Annotated in this window: 14 protein-coding genes; 9 read left to right on the forward strand and 5 right to left on the reverse strand. The window is 73.6% G+C overall.

Annotated elements, in window-relative coordinates:
- Nucleotides 1-93 precede the first annotated feature (93 nt).
- Nucleotides 94-1014, reverse strand: coding sequence for a phosphoserine phosphatase SerB (serB, locus tag EDD32_RS12750; RefSeq protein ID WP_246006120.1), 921 nt, complete (start codon nt 1012-1014; stop codon nt 94-96).
- Between the two features lie 43 nt (nt 1015-1057).
- Nucleotides 1058-2299 (reverse strand): glucose-1-phosphate adenylyltransferase, encoded by a 1242-nt coding sequence (locus tag EDD32_RS12755; RefSeq protein ID WP_123918036.1) that lies wholly within the window; start codon nt 2297-2299, stop codon nt 1058-1060.
- 159 nt (nt 2300-2458) lie between these two features.
- Here EDD32_RS12755 and glgA point away from each other — a divergent pair, with 159 nt between their 5' ends.
- Nucleotides 2459-3685, forward strand: a complete 1227-nt coding sequence (glgA, locus tag EDD32_RS12760; protein WP_123918038.1) for a glycogen synthase — start codon at nt 2459-2461, stop codon at nt 3683-3685.
- Between the two features lie 28 nt (nt 3686-3713).
- Here the strand turns inward: glgA and EDD32_RS12765 are convergent, their stop codons facing one another.
- Entirely contained in the window at nt 3714-4514 is an 801-nt protein-coding gene (locus tag EDD32_RS12765; RefSeq protein WP_123918040.1) for a hypothetical protein, read from the reverse strand.
- Between the two features lie 92 nt (nt 4515-4606).
- Between EDD32_RS12765 and EDD32_RS12770 the strand changes: the two genes are divergently transcribed.
- From EDD32_RS12770 to EDD32_RS12795, 6 genes are all read left to right on the forward strand, one after another.
- A complete protein-coding gene (locus tag EDD32_RS12770; protein WP_123918042.1) occupies nt 4607-5458 on the forward strand; it encodes an ABC transporter ATP-binding protein in 852 nt (283 codons plus the stop codon).
- Between the two features lie 65 nt (nt 5459-5523).
- Nucleotides 5524-5970: an NfeD family protein gene (locus EDD32_RS12775; protein WP_123918044.1), complete on the forward strand. Its 447-nt coding sequence runs from the start codon at nt 5524-5526 to the stop codon at nt 5968-5970.
- Between the two features lie 31 nt (nt 5971-6001).
- Nucleotides 6002-7372 carry an SPFH domain-containing protein gene (locus tag EDD32_RS19180; protein WP_211338813.1) on the forward strand — a complete coding sequence of 457 codons (1371 nt, stop codon included), beginning with the start codon at nt 6002-6004 and terminating at the stop codon, nt 7370-7372.
- 121 nt (nt 7373-7493) lie between these two features.
- Nucleotides 7494-9242: an ABC transporter ATP-binding protein gene (locus EDD32_RS19185; protein WP_123920520.1), complete on the forward strand. Its 1749-nt coding sequence runs from the start codon at nt 7494-7496 to the stop codon at nt 9240-9242.
- A gap of 14 nt (nt 9243-9256) precedes the next feature.
- Nucleotides 9257-11176 carry an ABC transporter ATP-binding protein gene (locus tag EDD32_RS12790; RefSeq protein WP_123920521.1) on the forward strand — a complete coding sequence of 640 codons (1920 nt, stop codon included), beginning with the start codon at nt 9257-9259 and terminating at the stop codon, nt 11174-11176.
- A 7-nt stretch (nt 11177-11183) separates the two neighbouring features.
- A complete protein-coding gene (locus EDD32_RS12795) occupies nt 11184-12110 on the forward strand; it encodes a TrmH family RNA methyltransferase (protein ID WP_123918046.1) in 927 nt (308 codons plus the stop codon).
- Nucleotides 12111-12505: 395 nt separating this feature from the next.
- Here EDD32_RS12795 and EDD32_RS12800 read toward each other — a convergent pair whose 3' ends face one another.
- Nucleotides 12506-12892, reverse strand: a complete 387-nt coding sequence (locus EDD32_RS12800) for a nitroreductase family deazaflavin-dependent oxidoreductase (RefSeq protein WP_246006121.1) — start codon at nt 12890-12892, stop codon at nt 12506-12508.
- A gap of 77 nt (nt 12893-12969) precedes the next feature.
- On the opposite strand from EDD32_RS12800, the gene pip reads away from it, so the two are divergent.
- Nucleotides 12970-13923, forward strand: a complete 954-nt coding sequence (gene pip, locus EDD32_RS12805; protein ID WP_123918048.1) for a prolyl aminopeptidase — start codon at nt 12970-12972, stop codon at nt 13921-13923.
- 115 nt (nt 13924-14038) lie between these two features.
- Nucleotides 14039-14314 carry a DUF2277 domain-containing protein gene (locus EDD32_RS12810; protein ID WP_123918050.1) on the forward strand — a complete coding sequence of 92 codons (276 nt, stop codon included), beginning with the start codon at nt 14039-14041 and terminating at the stop codon, nt 14312-14314.
- A 21-nt stretch (nt 14315-14335) separates the two neighbouring features.
- Here the strand turns inward: EDD32_RS12810 and EDD32_RS12815 are convergent, their stop codons facing one another.
- Entirely contained in the window at nt 14336-14800 is a 465-nt protein-coding gene (locus tag EDD32_RS12815; protein WP_123918052.1) for a tRNA (cytidine(34)-2'-O)-methyltransferase, read from the reverse strand.
- Nucleotides 14801-14896 lie beyond the last annotated feature (96 nt).

A 14896-nucleotide genomic window follows, 5' to 3' on the forward strand; every position in this document is an offset into this window, starting at 1 on the left:
GGCGTGGCAAGTCCGGGCGGCGCCTGCGCGACCTCGTCCGGGTCGGCGTGGCAAGTCCGGGTCGGCACGGTGAGTCCGGCCCGCGGCGGGAGGTCAGCGACCGAGCAGGCCCCACACGGCGTCGAGCCGGGGGAACGTGACGGCGGCGTCGGCCTCCTCCTGCACCACGGGCTTGGCCCGGAAGGCGACCCCGAACCCGGCCGCACCGAGCATGTCCAGGTCGTTCGCGCCGTCGCCGACCGCGACGACGCGCTCGAGCGGGACGTCGTCGGCCGCGGCCCACCGGCGCAGCTGCGCCTCCTTCGCGGCCCGGTCGACGACCGGACCGAGGGTGCGCCCGGTGAGGCGGCCGTCGCGGACCTCGAGCGCGTTCGCCACCGCGTGGTCGATGCCCAGGCCGGCCCGCAGGGGCTCGACCACCTCGACGAACCCGCCCGAGACCACGCCGACCCGGCCGCCCCCGGCGTGCACCGCCTCGACGAGCTCACGGGCGCCGGGGGTGAGCTCGACGGCGGCGCGCACGTCGGCGAGGACGGCCACGTCGAGCCCGGCGAGGGTGGCGACCCGCGCGCGCAGGCTGTCGGCGAAGTCGATCTCACCACGCATGGCCCTCTCGGTGACCGCGGCGACCTCCGCGCGGGTGCCCGCGTGCTCGGCGAGCAGCTCGATCACCTCGGCGGTGATGAGGGTGGAGTCGACGTCCATGACGAGCAGGCCCGGGCCGTCCTGGGCGAGCGCGCCCGTCGTCACGCCGACGTCGACGCCCAGCGCCGCCGCCGGGCCGCCGAGCTCGGTCCGCAGGTGCCGGGCGTCGACGGCGCCGGCACCACCGCCGTCGCGGAGCGAGGCCGTGACCGCGACGGCGAACCACCCGCCGCGCGAGGTCGTCACGAGCGCGGCGTCGTCGGCCACGGCGGCGACCAGCTCGCGCGCGTGCTCCACGAGCGAGACCGGCAGCGGCCGTGGCGAGACGAGGCCGACGCGCAGGGTGGGGCGGTCCGGGGAGGCGTTCACGCCCGGCAGCCTACGGTCCGGCGTCGGTGACGCGCGGGGGTGCTCAGCGCTTGACGACCATGCCCTTGGGCACGACGGTGATGCCCGACTCGGTGATGGTGAAGCCCCGCTCGCGGTCCTGGTCGTGGTCCAGCCCGACCTGGGCGCCCTCCTCCACGACGACGTACTTGTCGAGGATGGCTCGCGAGACCGTGGAGTTGCGGCCCACCTGGACGCCGTCGAAGAGGACGGAGTCGCGCACCGAGGACCAGGAGTTCACCCGGGTGCCGGGGGAGAGCACGGACCCGACCACCTCCCCGCCGGAGACGATGACGCCGGGGGAGACGAGGGAGTCCAGGGCGTGGCCGAGGCGCTCGCGGTGGCCGTAGACGAACTTCGCCGGCGGGAGGCCGGTGTACCCGGTGAACAGCGGCCAGTCGTCGTTGTAGAGGTTGAAGACCGGGAACACGGAGATGAGGTCCTGGTTCGCCTCGTAGAAGGCGTCCACGGAGCCGACGTCGCGCCAGTAGCTGCGGTCGCGGTCGGTCGCTCCCGGCACGTCGTTGAAGGTGAAGTCGTAGAGGCCCGCCGCGCCGTCGCTGACGAACGCCGGGACGATCGAGCCGCCCATGTCGTGCTTGGAGGAGTCGTCCTTCGCGTCGGCGGTGACGGCCTCGACCAGGGCGTCGGCGTCGAAGACGTAGTTGCCCATCGAGGCCAGCACCTCGTTGGGGGAGTCCACCAGCCCCTGCGCGTCCTTGGGCTTCTCCAGGAACTCCGCGATCTTGTGCGGGTTGTCCTTGTCGGCCTGGATGACGCCGAACTGGTCGGCCAGCGCCAGCGGCTGCCGGATGCCCGCGACCGTGAGGGGGAACCCCGAGTCGATGTGCTGGGACACCATCTGGGAGAAGTCCATGCGGTAGATGTTGTCCGCGCCCACGATGACGACGATGTCGGGCCGCTCGTCGTCGATGAGGTTGAGGGACTGGTAGACGGCGTCGGCGCTGCCGAGGAACCAGTGCTTGCCGACCCGCTGCTGCGCGGGCACGGGGGCGACGTAGTTGCCCAGGAGGTTCGACATGCGCCACGTCTTGGCGATGTGCCGGTCGAGGCTGTGCGACTTGTACTGCGTGAGCACGACGATCTTGAGGTACCCCGAGTTGACGATGTTCGACAGCGCGAAGTCGATCAGCCGGTAGATGCCCCCGAACGGCACCGCGGGCTTGGCCCGGTCCATGGTCAGCGGCATCAGCCGCTTCCCCTCGCCGCCGGCCAGGACGATCGCAAGTACTCGTGGGGATGCCATGCCCGAAACCATATTGCCGTCACGCGATCGGCGCGCCCGGATGGCAACTCGTGGCCTGGTGTTGCGCGGATCACCGCCCCAGGGGGCATGCTTGCCACGACCGCCGGTCACCGGCCCGCCCGGGCCGTCCCGCCGCCCGGAAGAACAGGACGTTCAACGATGAGGGTCGATCTCCTCACCCGTGAGTACCCGCCGCACGTCTACGGCGGTGCCGGGGTGCACGTCACCGAGCTGGCCCGGGTGCTGCGCCGCAGCATCGACGTGCGGGTCCACGCGTTCGACGGTCCGCGTCCGGCGGGCGACACCGACCACGACGTCGAGGTCCCCGTGACCGGCTACGACGACCTGCCCGAGCTCAGCTCGGCCAACGCCGCCCTGCGCACCTTCGGCGTGGACCTGACGATGGCCGCGAACCTCGCCGGGACCGACCTCGTCCACAGCCACACCTGGTACGCCAACCTCGCCGGCACGCTCGGCGGGCTGCTCAACGGCGTCCCCCACGTGCTCTCCGCGCACTCCCTCGAGCCGCTCCGGCCGTGGAAGGCCGAGCAGCTCGGCGGCGGGTACGCCCTCTCGAGCTGGGCCGAGCGCACCGCCTACGAGAGCGCCGCGGCCGTCATCGCCGTCTCCGGCGGCATGCGCGAGGACATCCTGCGCTCCTACCCCCAGGTCGACCCCGCCAAGGTGCACGTCGTCCACAACGGGATCGACCTCGACGGGTGGCGCCGCCCCACCGGCGCAGCGCAGGAGGAGGCCGCCAGGGCCACGCTCGCCCGCCTGGCCATCGACCCCGCGCGGCCCACGGTGGTCTTCGTCGGGCGCATCACGCGCCAGAAGGGCCTGCCCCACCTCCTGCGCGCGGTCGAGCAGCTGCCCCCCGAGGTCCAGCTCGTGCTGTGCGCCGGCGCCCCCGACACCCCCGAGATCGCCGCCGAGGTCACCTCCCTCGTCGAGGGCCTGCAGGACCGCCGTGACGGCGTGGTGTGGATCGAGGAGATGCTGCCGCGAGAGGAGCTCGTCGCGGTGCTCGCCGCTGGCACGGCGTTCGTGTGCCCCTCGGTCTACGAGCCGCTGGGCATCGTCAACCTCGAGGCCATGGCCGTGGGTCTGCCCGTCGTCGGCTCGGCGACCGGCGGGATCCCGGAGGTCATCGACGACGGCGTCACCGGCACCCTCGTCCCCATCGAGCAGGTGCAGGACGGCACCGGCACCCCGGTGGACCCGCAGGCGTTCGAGCACGACCTCGCCGAGGCCCTGACGGCGATGGTCTCCGACCCGGCCCGCGCGGCCGAGATGGGGGTCGCCGCCCGCCGCCGGGTGGAGGAGCACTTCGCGTGGGAGGCGATCGCCGAGCGCACGCTGGAGGTCTACCGCAGCGTGCTCTGACGGTCCCCGGCCCGGGCCCCCGCAGCGGTCAGTGCGGGGCCCGGGTGGCGGAGGCCGCGCTGAGCGCGTGCCGGGCCGCCCGGTCGACGGCGCGCAGCGCCGCCCGGCGCTCCTGCACCTGGGCGGCGGTCCGGGCCCCGCCGTCGTCGGAGGTGGCCAGCTCGACGATGGCGAGCAGCCGCGCCGCTCGCTCCAGGACGTCGAGCCGCCGCGGGTCGATCGGCGGCAGCGGCTCGGCGAGGCCGGCGACGGAGATGTCGAGGAGCCGGTCGGCGAGGTCCGGGCGCTCGCGGGCGACCTCGAGGTCCTCGAGGGTCTCCACGGCCTCGGTCAGGGCGAGCTGGATGTCCCGGCGCGCCTGGGAGAGGGAGTCCACGCCGGCGAGGAACAGGCTCGGTGCCGGGACGTGCTCGGTGACGTCGTGGTGCACCGACCAGGTGACCATCTCGCCCTCCTCGAAGACGCTGCCGAACCGCTCCCGCTCGGGCACCAGCACCGCGCAGGTCTCGCGCCCGCCCCGGGTGCGGCGCAGCAGCACGCCCTCCCCGGCGTCGACGAGCTCGGCCGAGCGCACCGCGGGCGCGCCCATGGGGTCACCCGGACGGGGCAGGATCGCGGCAGTCTCGACGACGGGCCCGAGCCGCGGGATCAGCTCCGCCAGCGACCGGGCGGGTTGGTCGTCGCCGCCGTGCTCGAGGACCCGGTGCGGCTCGTCGGTGCCCGTGACGGCCCGGGCGGCCCGCCGGGCCGAGGGGGCGCCGTCGACGTGGGGGAGCCAGATCGCCAGCATCACCGAGACGGGCAGCGTGAGGATCGCGGGGCCGGGCATGGAGCAACGATACGAGCCCGGCACGGCGGCGTCCCACCGGCCCGGCGCGCCCGCGCGGGGGCCACCGGTGCGGTCCCGTTAGGGTCGGTGCCATGGGTGATGTGCTGGAGCTGAACGACGTCTCCGTCCGGCGCGGGGCGAAGCTGATCCTCGACCGCGTGAGCTGGTCCGTCGACGAGGGCGAGCGCTGGGTGGTCCTCGGGCCCAACGGCGCCGGCAAGACGACGGTCATCCAGCTGGTCGCGGGCCGCCTGCACCCGACCTCGGGCACGGTGGACATCATCGGCGAGCGACTGGGCCAGGTGGACGTCGCCGAGCTCCGCCCGCTCGTCGGCCTCGCCTCCGCGGCGCTGGACCAGCGCCTGCCCGCGGGCGAGCGGGTGCTCGACGTCGTCCTCACCGCCTCCTACGGCATGACCGGGCGCTGGCGCGAGCAGTACGAGGACGTCGACACCGCCCGTGCCGCGGCGCTCCTGGACGCCTTCGGCGTGGGGGACCTCGCCGAGCGGACCTACGGCACCCTCAGCTCCGGGGAGCGCAAGCGGGTCCAGATCGCCCGGGCGCTCATGCCCGACCCCGAGGTGCTCCTCCTCGACGAGCCCGCCGCCGGCCTCGACCTCGGCGGTCGCGAGGAGCTCATGGGTGCCCTGGCCGAGCTCGCCGGGGACCGGCGATCGCCGGTGCTCGTCCTCGTCACCCACCACGTCGAGGAGATCCCGCCCGGATTCACCCACGCCCTGCTCCTGCGCGAGGGCACGGTCGAGGCCGCAGGTCCCCTCGAGGAGGTGCTCACCCCGCAGCACCTCTCGCGGGCGTTCGGCCTCGAGCTCGAGGTCGAGCGGCACCGGGACCGCTACAGCGCTCGCGCCTCGCGCGCGCACGCCGACGACCACGGCGCCCACAGCGCACCCGACGCCCGCGACGCCCGCGACGCGCTCGGCTAGACGAATCCGGCAGATCGGCGTGGGCCGCTCGCTAGGATCGTGACGACATCGAGGGGAGTGTGACCATGGCCTGGCTCTGGTGGCTCGGCGGCGCGCTCGTCCTCGGTGTGGTCGAGATGCTCACGGTGGACCTCATCTTCCTCATGTTCGCCGGCGGGGCCCTCGCCGCGATGCTCCTGGCGGTCCTCGGCGCGCCGGTGTGGGCGCAGATCCTCGTGTTCTCCGTCGTCTCGATCGTCCTCCTCTTCGGCGTGCGGCCCTGGGCCAAGAGGGCGCTGGACCGCAGCACGCCCGACTCCCTCACCAACGTGGCCGCCCACGTCGGCCGCGAGGCCACCGTCCTCATCGACGTCACCGACCGGGCCGGGCGCGTGAAGCTGCTCGGCGAGGTCTGGACCGCGCGCGCCGCGGGCCACGGCACCGTCCTGCCCGCCGGCACCACGGTGCGGGTCGTGCGGATCGACGGCGCGATCGCCGTCGTCGAGCCCGTGCCCACCACCCCCTACGGCTGAGCCGACCCCGGCCGGCCATCGAAGGAGAATCGTGCTCGAGTCCCTCGGCGGCACCGTCGCCCTCGTCGTCCTGCTGCTCGTGGCGCTGTTCGTCGTCGTGGCGATCAGCCGCGCCGTGCGGATCGTGCCGCAGGCGGTGGCGCTCATCGTCGAACGTCTGGGCAAGTACCAGACGACCATGTACGCCGGCCTGCACTTCCTCATCCCGTTCGTCGACCGGGTCCGCGCCAGCGTGGACCTGCGCGAGCAGGTCGTGTCCTTCCCGCCGCAGCCGGTGATCACCTCCGACAACCTCGTGGTGAGCATCGACACGGTGCTGTACTTCCAGGTCACCGACCCCAAGTCCGCGACGTACGAGATCGCCAACTTCATCACCGGTATCGAGCAGCTCACGGTGACCACGCTGCGTAACGTCATCGGCTCGATGGACCTCGAGCAGACCCTCACCAGCCGTGACCAGATCAACGGCCAGCTGCGCGGGGTGCTGGACGAGGCCACCGGCCGGTGGGGCATCCGCGTCAACCGTGTCGAGCTGAAGTCGATCGACCCGCCGCAGAGCATCCAGGGCGCGATGGAGCAGCAGATGCGTGCCGAGCGTGACCGCCGCGCCGCCATCCTCACCGCCGAGGGTGTCAAGCAGTCGCAGATCCTCACCGCCGAGGGCGAGAAGCAGTCGGCGATCCTGCGCGCCGAGGGGCAGGCGCAGTCCGCGATCCTGCGGGCCCAGGGCGAGTCCCGCGCGATCCTCCAGGTCTTCGACGCGATCCACCGCGGCAAGCCCGACAGCAAGCTCCTCGCCTACCAGTACCTGCAGATGCTGCCCGAGATCGCCAACGGCTCCGCGTCCAAGCTGTGGGTGATCCCCACCGAGCTGACCGCCGCGCTCAACGGCATCACCAAGGGCTTCGGGGGCGTCGGCACCGGCGGGCCGGGCGGGGACGACGGCGACCTCGACGACGGCGCGCACCCCACCGTCGACTTCGGCACCTACGGGTCGGGGATGGCCAAGGAGCTCGGCGAGACCACCCTGCAGGACCCGGACGAGGCGCTCGCGCAGGCCCGGGGCGAGGCGGCCCGGGCGACGTCGGAGGCCACCACCGCCGGCGAGCGGTCCGGCTCGCCGTTCTCCCGCTCGGCCGAGCGCGGGCAGGCCCCCGCCGAGAGCGAGCAGACCCGGTCCGAGCGGCGGGCTGCCGCCCAGGCCCGTGAGGACGCCCTCGAGGCCGGCAGCGAGCGTGCCCGGCTGCAGGCGCAGCGTCAGGCCGAGGAGCTCAGCGAGCGCACCCGCACCTCCCCGGGCGGTCCCGGCCCGCAGGAGGGGGGCGCCGAGCAGGAGGACACCACCCGCTTCGCCCCGCCGCAGCCCACCGACGAGGGCAGCGAGCGGCCCGACCAGCGCTAGGAGCGGTCCGGCCGACGACGGGCCGGGAGGCACCTGCCTCCCGGCCCGTCGTCACCCACGCGGCGTAGGGTTTGTCCTGGTCACCCGCTGCCGGGTCCGCCCCTGCCGTCGAAGAGGTCCGATGCTCCTGCGTGTCCTGCGCCGTTTCCTGCGCCCCTACGGGCGGGACGTCGCGATCGTCGTCGTGCTGCAGGTCGTCCAGACCCTTGCCGCGCTGTCCCTGCCGAGCCTCAACGCCGACATCATCGACAACGGCGTCCTCACCGGGGACACCGGCTACATCTGGCGCACCGGCGCCCTCATGCTGGCCATCACCGCCGTGCAGGTGTCCTGCGCGATCGGCGCGGTCTACCTCGGCGCGCGCACCGCGATGGCCGCGGGTCGCGACCTGCGCGCCGCCGTCTTCGGCCGGGTCCAGCGCTTCAGCGTGGCGGAGATGGGCCGGTTCGGGGCGCCGTCCCTCATCACCCGCACCACCAACGACGTCCAGCAGGTCCAGATGGTCACGGTCCTGACCTTCACGATCATGGTCATGGCGCCGATCATGATGGTCGGCGGCGTCGTCATGGCCCTGCGCCAGGACGTGGCCCTGTCCGGCCTGCTCGTGGTCGTGGTGCCCCTGCTGCTGGGCGTCATGGGCTTCATGCTCGTGCGGATGCGGCCGCTCTTCCGGCAGATGCAGGAGCGGCTCGACCGCATCAACCTCGTCATGCGCGAGCAGATCTCGGGCGTGCGCGTCATCCGGTCGTTCAACCGTCAGGGCACCGAGCGGGTCCGGTTCGCCGAGGCGAACACCGCCCTCATGGAGACGGCCCTGGGCGTCGGCCGGCTCCTGGCGCTGCTGTTCCCCGCGGTGATGCTCATCATCAACGTCTCCTCCGTCGCCGTCATCTGGTTCGGCGCGGGGCGGATCGACACCGGCGAGATGCAGGTCGGCTCGCTGGTGGCGTTCCTCAACTACCTCATGCAGATCCTCATGTCCGTCCTCATGGCGGTGATGATGTTCATGATGGTGCCGCGCGCGGAGGTCAGCGCCGAGCGCATCGACGAGGTTCTCTCCACCGACCCCGAGATCACCGCCCCGCCCGAGCCGCGCCGGCTGCCCGCCCGTGACGGCACCGGGCGCGGGCTCGTCGTCGAGCTCGAAGGCGCCACCTTCGGCTACCCCGGCGCCAACGAGCCGGTCCTCACCGGCGTCGACCTCCGGCTCGAGCCGGGCCGCACGACGGCGGTCATCGGCTCCACCGGTGCGGGCAAGACCACCCTGCTCAACCTCGTCCCCCGCCTGCTGGACGTCACCGGTGGCTCGGTGCGCGTGGGTGGGACCGACGTGCGCGACCTCGACCCCGGTGAGCTGCGGGACCGGATCGCCCTGGTGCCGCAGCGGGCCTACCTCTTCTCCGGGACCATCGCCTCGACCCTGCGCCACGGCAGCCCCGGCGCGAGCGAGGAGCAGATCTGGGCCGCCCTCGAGGCAGCACAGGCGCGGGACTTCGTCGAGGCGCTGCCCGAGGGGCTGGCGGCTCCCGTGGAGCAGGGCGGGACGAACTTCTCCGGCGGGCAGCGCCAGCGCCTGGCGATCGCCCGGGCCCTGCTGCGCCCCGCGGACGTCTACCTCTTCGACGACTCCTTCTCCGCCCTGGACTACGCCACCGACGCCCGCCTGCGGGCGGCCCTGCCCGCGGCGACGGCCGGGGCGACCGTCCTGGTCGTCGGCCAGCGGGTGGCCACCATCCGCGACGCCGCCCAGATCGTGGTCCTCGACGCGGGCCGGGTGGTCGGCCTGGGCACCCACGCCGAGCTCATGGCCGGCAACGAGACCTACCGGGAGATCGTCCTGTCCCAGATCACCGCGGAGGAGGCAGCGTGAGCGGCCGGGGCCCCATGGGGGGCGGACCGCACGGCGGCCTGGGCGCGGCCCCGCCGGCCAAGGTCGCCGACTTCCGCGGCTCGCTGCGCCGGCTGCTCGCCGCGCTGCGCCCCGAGCGGGCGTGGCTCGGCGCCGTCGTCGTCCTCGGCGCCGTCTCGGTGGCGCTGGCCGTGATGGGCCCCAAGCTCCTCGGCGACGCCACGAACATCGTCTTCGACGGTGTCGTGGGCCGGATGCTGCCCGCGGGCAGCACCAAGGACGAGGCCGTCGAGGCGCTGCGCGCGGCGGGAGAGGACCGCATGGCGGACCTCGTCTCGGGCACCGGGGTGGTGCCCGGGCAGGGAATCGACTTCGACGCCCTGGGCGGTCAGATCGTCGTCGTCCTGGCGGTCTACGTGCTCTCGGCGGTGTTCCTGTGGGCGCAGGGTCTCATCCTGGCCCACGTCGTCCAGCGCACCGGGTTCCGCCTGCGTGAGGACGTCCAGGCCAAGATCGACCGGCTCTCCCTGGGCCACCTCGACAGCCGGCCCCGCGGTGACGTCCTCTCGCGGGTGACCAACGACATCGACAACGTCACCCAGTCGCTCCAGCAGACGCTCTCCCAGCTCGTGACGTCGCTGCTGACGGTCGTGGGCGTGCTCGTGATGATGTTCGTCCTGTCCTGGCAGCTTGCCCTCATCGCGCTGGTGACCGTGCCCGTCTCGGCGGTCATGACGATGCTCATCGCCCGGCGCGCCCAGCCGCACTTCGTCGCGCAGTGGAAGTCCACCGGCGACCTCGGCGGGCAGGTCGAGCAGGCCTTCACCGGGCACGAGGTCGTCACGGCCTTCAACGCCGGCGACTCCTTCGCCCGGACGTTCGAGGCCGAGAACGACCGGCTCTACCGCGCCAGCTTCCGCGCGCAGTTCATCTCCGGCACGATCATGCCGGCGATGGGGTTCGTGTCGAACCTCAACTACGTCCTCGTCGCGGTCGTCGGCGGCCTGCGTGTGGCGTCCGGGGCGATCACGCTGGGCGAGGTCCAGGCGTTCATCCAGTACTCCCGCCAGTTCACCCAGCCGCTCGCCCAGCTGGCCTCGATGGCCAACCTCGTCCAGTCCGGGGTCGCCTCCGCCGAGCGGATCTTCGAGCTGCTCGACGCCCCCGAGGAGAGCGCCGACCCCGCCGCCCCCCGCACGCCCGAGCAGGTGCGCGGCCGGGTCCTCTTCGACGACGTCAGCTTCCGCTACGAGGCCGACACCCCGCTCATCGAGCACCTGGACCTCGTCGTTGAGCCGGGCCAGACCGTCGCGATCGTCGGGCCCACCGGGGCCGGCAAGACCACCCTGGTCAACCTCGTCATGCGCTTCTACGACATCGACGCCGGCCGCATCCTCCTCGACGGCGTCGACACCCGGCAGATGAGCCGGCACGACGTGCGCAAGCAGGTGGGCATGGTGCTCCAGGACACCTGGCTCTTCAACGGCACCATCGCCGAGAACATCGCCTACGGGCGCTCCGGCGCCAGCGACGAGGAGGTCCGCGACGCGGCGCGGGCCACCGGCGTCGAGCGGTTCGTCCACTCCCTCGCCGAGGGCTACGACACCGTCGTCGACGACGAGGGCGGCGCGATCTCCGCCGGTGAGAAGCAGCTCATCACCATCGCCCGGGCGTTCCTCTCCGACCCGCAGATCCTCATCCTCGACGAGGCGACCTCCTCGGTCGACACCCGCACCGAGGTGCTCGTCCAGCACGCCATGGGGGAGCTGCGCAAGGGCCGGACGAGCTTCGTCATCGCCCACCGGCTCTCCACCATCCGCGACGCCGACCGGATCCTCGTCATGGAGCACGGCTCGATCGTCGAGCAGGGCACCCACGACGAGCTCCTCGCCGCCGGCGGGGCGTACGCCGACCTGTACTCCTCGCAGTTCGCCGCCGCCGTGGTCGAGGAGTAGCCGCCCCGTGCCCCTCATCCGCATCACCGACCCCGCCGACCCGCGCCTGGGCGACTACACCGGCCTGACCGACGTCGCCCTGCGCTCGAAGCACGAGCCCGCCAAGGGCCTGTACATCGCCGAGAGCTCCAACGTCATCCGCCGGGCCGTCGAGGCCGGGCACCGGCCGCGCTCGTTCCTCATGGCGGAGAAGTGGCTCGAGTCGATGGCGCCGGTCGTCGCGGCCGCGACGGGCTCCGACCAGCCGTACGCCGACGCGGGTGCCGATGACGCCGACGGCACCACCGGCGACGCTTCCGACGGCACCACCGACGACGGCTACGTCGCGCCCGTGTTCGTCGCGGAGGAGCCGGTGCTGCGGGCGATCACCGGCTTCCACCTCCACCGAGGGGCGCTCGCCGCGATGCACCGGCCGCCGCTGGCGTCGGTCGCCGAGGTCCTCGCCGGGGCGCGCGGCGGTGCCGGTGCGCGGCGGGTGGCGGTCCTGGAGGACATCGTCGACCACACCAACGTCGGCGCCATGTTCCGCTCGGCCGCCGCGCTGGGCGTCGACGCCGTCCTCGTCACCCCCCGCTGCGCCGACCCGCTCTACCGCCGGTCGGTGAGGGTGTCGATGGGCACCGTCTTCCAGGTCCCGTGGACGCGGCTGGACGCGTGGCCGGGCGGGGTCGCGGACCTCCGGGGCGCCGGGTTCACCGTCGCCGCGCTGGCGCTCTCCGACGACTCGATGAGCCTCGACGACTTCGCCGCCTCGCCGGCCGTGACCGCAGCGAGCGCGAAGGTGGCCCTCGTGCTCGGCACCGAGGGCGACGGGCTCGCCCGCGGCACCGTCGAGGCCGCCGACGTCGTCGTGCGGATCCCCATGGCGGGCGGGGTCGACTCGCTCAACGTCGCCGCAGCCTCGGCCGTGGCGTTCTGGGCCACCCGCGTCTGATCCACCGCCCGCGGCCGCGGCCGCAGCCGCAGCCGCACACGGAGCCGCAGCCGCCTGCGGCCCCAGCCGCCTGCGGCCCCAGCCGCAGCTGCCTGGTCTGGGCCGCTGTCGTGAGAACGCACGGCTGGTCCGAACACGCCGCGGATGCGTGCCGGTGTCCCGCGCCCGGCATGCCAGAGGCTGCATGCGTCGAGTTGGACGTTGCTGTCGTCCCGACGCCATCCGCACTGCAACAACCTCCAACTCGACGACGGCGCGGGTGCCACTCGGCGCCGCTGCTCCCACTCCGGGCCGAACCGCTCCGGACGGGCAGCCGCGCGGCCGGCAGCGCACGGTCCGCCGACGGCGTGGACGCCCACATGCGACGTTCGGCATCCGCAGTGCCGGTCCGGACCTCAGCGCTTCTCCTCCAGCACCAGGCAGTCGGGCACGTCGACGACCCCGAGGAGCACCCGCACGAGCGGCGGGGCCCACGCCCGGTCCGGGTCGTGCTCGAGCCGCGGGCGCACGAGGGTGGCCCGCCGTCCCCGCACGCTGACCGTGCACCCGCCGGCGGCGAGGACGTTGCGGACCCACTGGGCCCCGCGGCCGTAGGTGAGGGCGAAGCGGTAGGCGCCGTCGTCGTCGCGGAAGACGTTCACCGGGATGGTGTACGCGCGCCCGGACGTCCGGCCCACGTGGGTGAGCAGGGCGAAGCCCGGCAGGTGCGGGGCCAGGCGGGACATCACCTTGTTGAGCACGTGGCGGTTCGCGCGGGCCAGGGCACGGGGGAGCGGGCTCACCGGGCCTCCCTCCCGCCGGCGCACGGCCGGCACGTCCACCGTAGCGACCCGCGCTCCCGCCCGGGCAGGATGACGGCATGTACCCCCCGATCGAGCCCGATGACGCGGGCATGCTCGCCGTCGGCGACGGCCACGAGATCTCCTGGGAGACGTGCGGCAACCCCGCGGGCCGGCCCGTCGTCATGCTCCACGGCGGCCCGGGGTCCGGCTGCACGCCCGGCCTGCGTCGCTGGTTCGACCCACAGGCGTACCGGATCGTCCTGCTCGACCAGCGTGGTGCGGGCCGCTCCACCCCCAGCGCGGCCGACGACGTCGCCGACCTCTCCGCCAACACCACCGCCCACCTCGTCGCCGACCTCGAGCGGCTCCGCGAGCACCTCGGCATCGGTACGTGGGTGGTCACCGGTGTCTCGTGGGGGACCACGCTGGCGCTCGCGTACGCGCAGGACCACCCGGACCGGGTCGACGCCCTCGTCCTCGTCTCCCCGGTGATGACCACCCACCGGGAGGTCGAGTGGCTCACCCGTGACATGGGCCGGATCTTCCCCGAGGAGTGGCAGACCTTCCGCGACGGTGCCGGGCCCGACGTTGCGCCCGACGGCTCAGGCCTCGCGGCCGCCTACAGCAAGCTGCTGCACGACCCCGACCCGGTCGTGCGCGAGCGCGCCGCCCGGCAGTGGTGCGACTGGGAGGAGACCCACCCCGCGACCCACCCGGCCCACCGTCCCAACCTGCGCTTCGCCGACCCGCGGTTCCGGCTCGGGTTCGCCCGGCTCGTCACCCACTACTTCGCTCACGCCGCCTTCCTCGACGACGGCGCGCTGGTGCGCGGCATGACGCGGCTCGCCGGGACTCCCGGCGTGATCGTGGCCGGCCGCCTGGACATCTCCAGCCCGCCGGACGTCGCCTGGGCTCTGCACCGTGCCTGGCCCGGCAGCGAGCTCGTGCTCGTCGAGGGGGCCGGGCACGGGACGACCGCGGAGGCGATCGTCGCCGCGACGGACCGGTTCGCCGGACCGGCCGTGGGGTGAGCGACCCGGCGCTGCAGGCGCGGCGCTCGTCGGCGTCCCGCTCGTCAGCGCGCGCCCCCCGTCGGCCGCGCTCCAGGTCTTCTCTCCGGCTCCGGCCGGTGGCACGCTGGAGCTCATGTGCCGCAACATCCACACCCTCCACAACTTCGCGCCGCCGGCCACCGAGGACGAGGTCCACGCCGCCGCCCTGCAGTACGTGCGCAAGGTCGCCGGCATGAACAAGCCCTCGCAGGCCAACGCGGCCGCGTTCGACCTGGCGGTGGAGCGAGTCGTCGCCGCGACACGTGAGCTCCTCGGCGACCTCGTCACCACCGCCCCGCCCAAGGACCGCGAGGTCGAGGCCGAGAAGGCGCGCGAGCGCAGCCGCCGCCGGTTCGCCGAGGTCGGCTGAGCGGGCGGAGGGCCCAGGACCTCAGACTCCGCCGGGATACCCGTGCTGGCGCCACGCCTCGTAGACGGCGATGGCCGCGGAGTTGGACAGGTTGAGCGACCGCACGCCCGGCAGCATCGGGATGCGCAGCCGGTCGCTCACGCGCGGGTCGGCCAGCACCTCCGGCGGCAGGCCGGTCGGCTCGGGGCCGAAGAGGAGGACGTCGCCCGGCTCGTAGGCGACGTCGGCGAAGCTGCGCGTCGCCGAGCCCGTGAAGGCGAGCACCCGCCCCGGGGCGACCGCCGCCAGCGCGGCGTCGAGGCCCGGGTGGACGACGACGCGGGCCAGGTCGTGGTAGTCCAGGCCGGCGCGGCGGAGCTGGGCGTCGGAGAGGTCGAAGCCGAGCGGCTCGACGAGGTGGAGGGTTGCGCCCGTGCAGGCGACCATCCGGATCGCGTTGCCGGTGTTGGGCGGGATGCGGGGCTCGTAGAAGACGACGTGGAACACGCGCGTCATCGTCCCACCGCGACCGCACCGCTCAGGTCGACGCACCGCTGAGGTCGACGCACCGCTCAGGTCGACGCACGGCTCCCGTCGCCCCAC

Origin of the sequence: Georgenia muralis (assembly GCF_003814705.1) — a bacterium.
Lineage (GTDB): Bacteria > Actinomycetota > Actinomycetes > Actinomycetales > Actinomycetaceae > Georgenia > Georgenia muralis.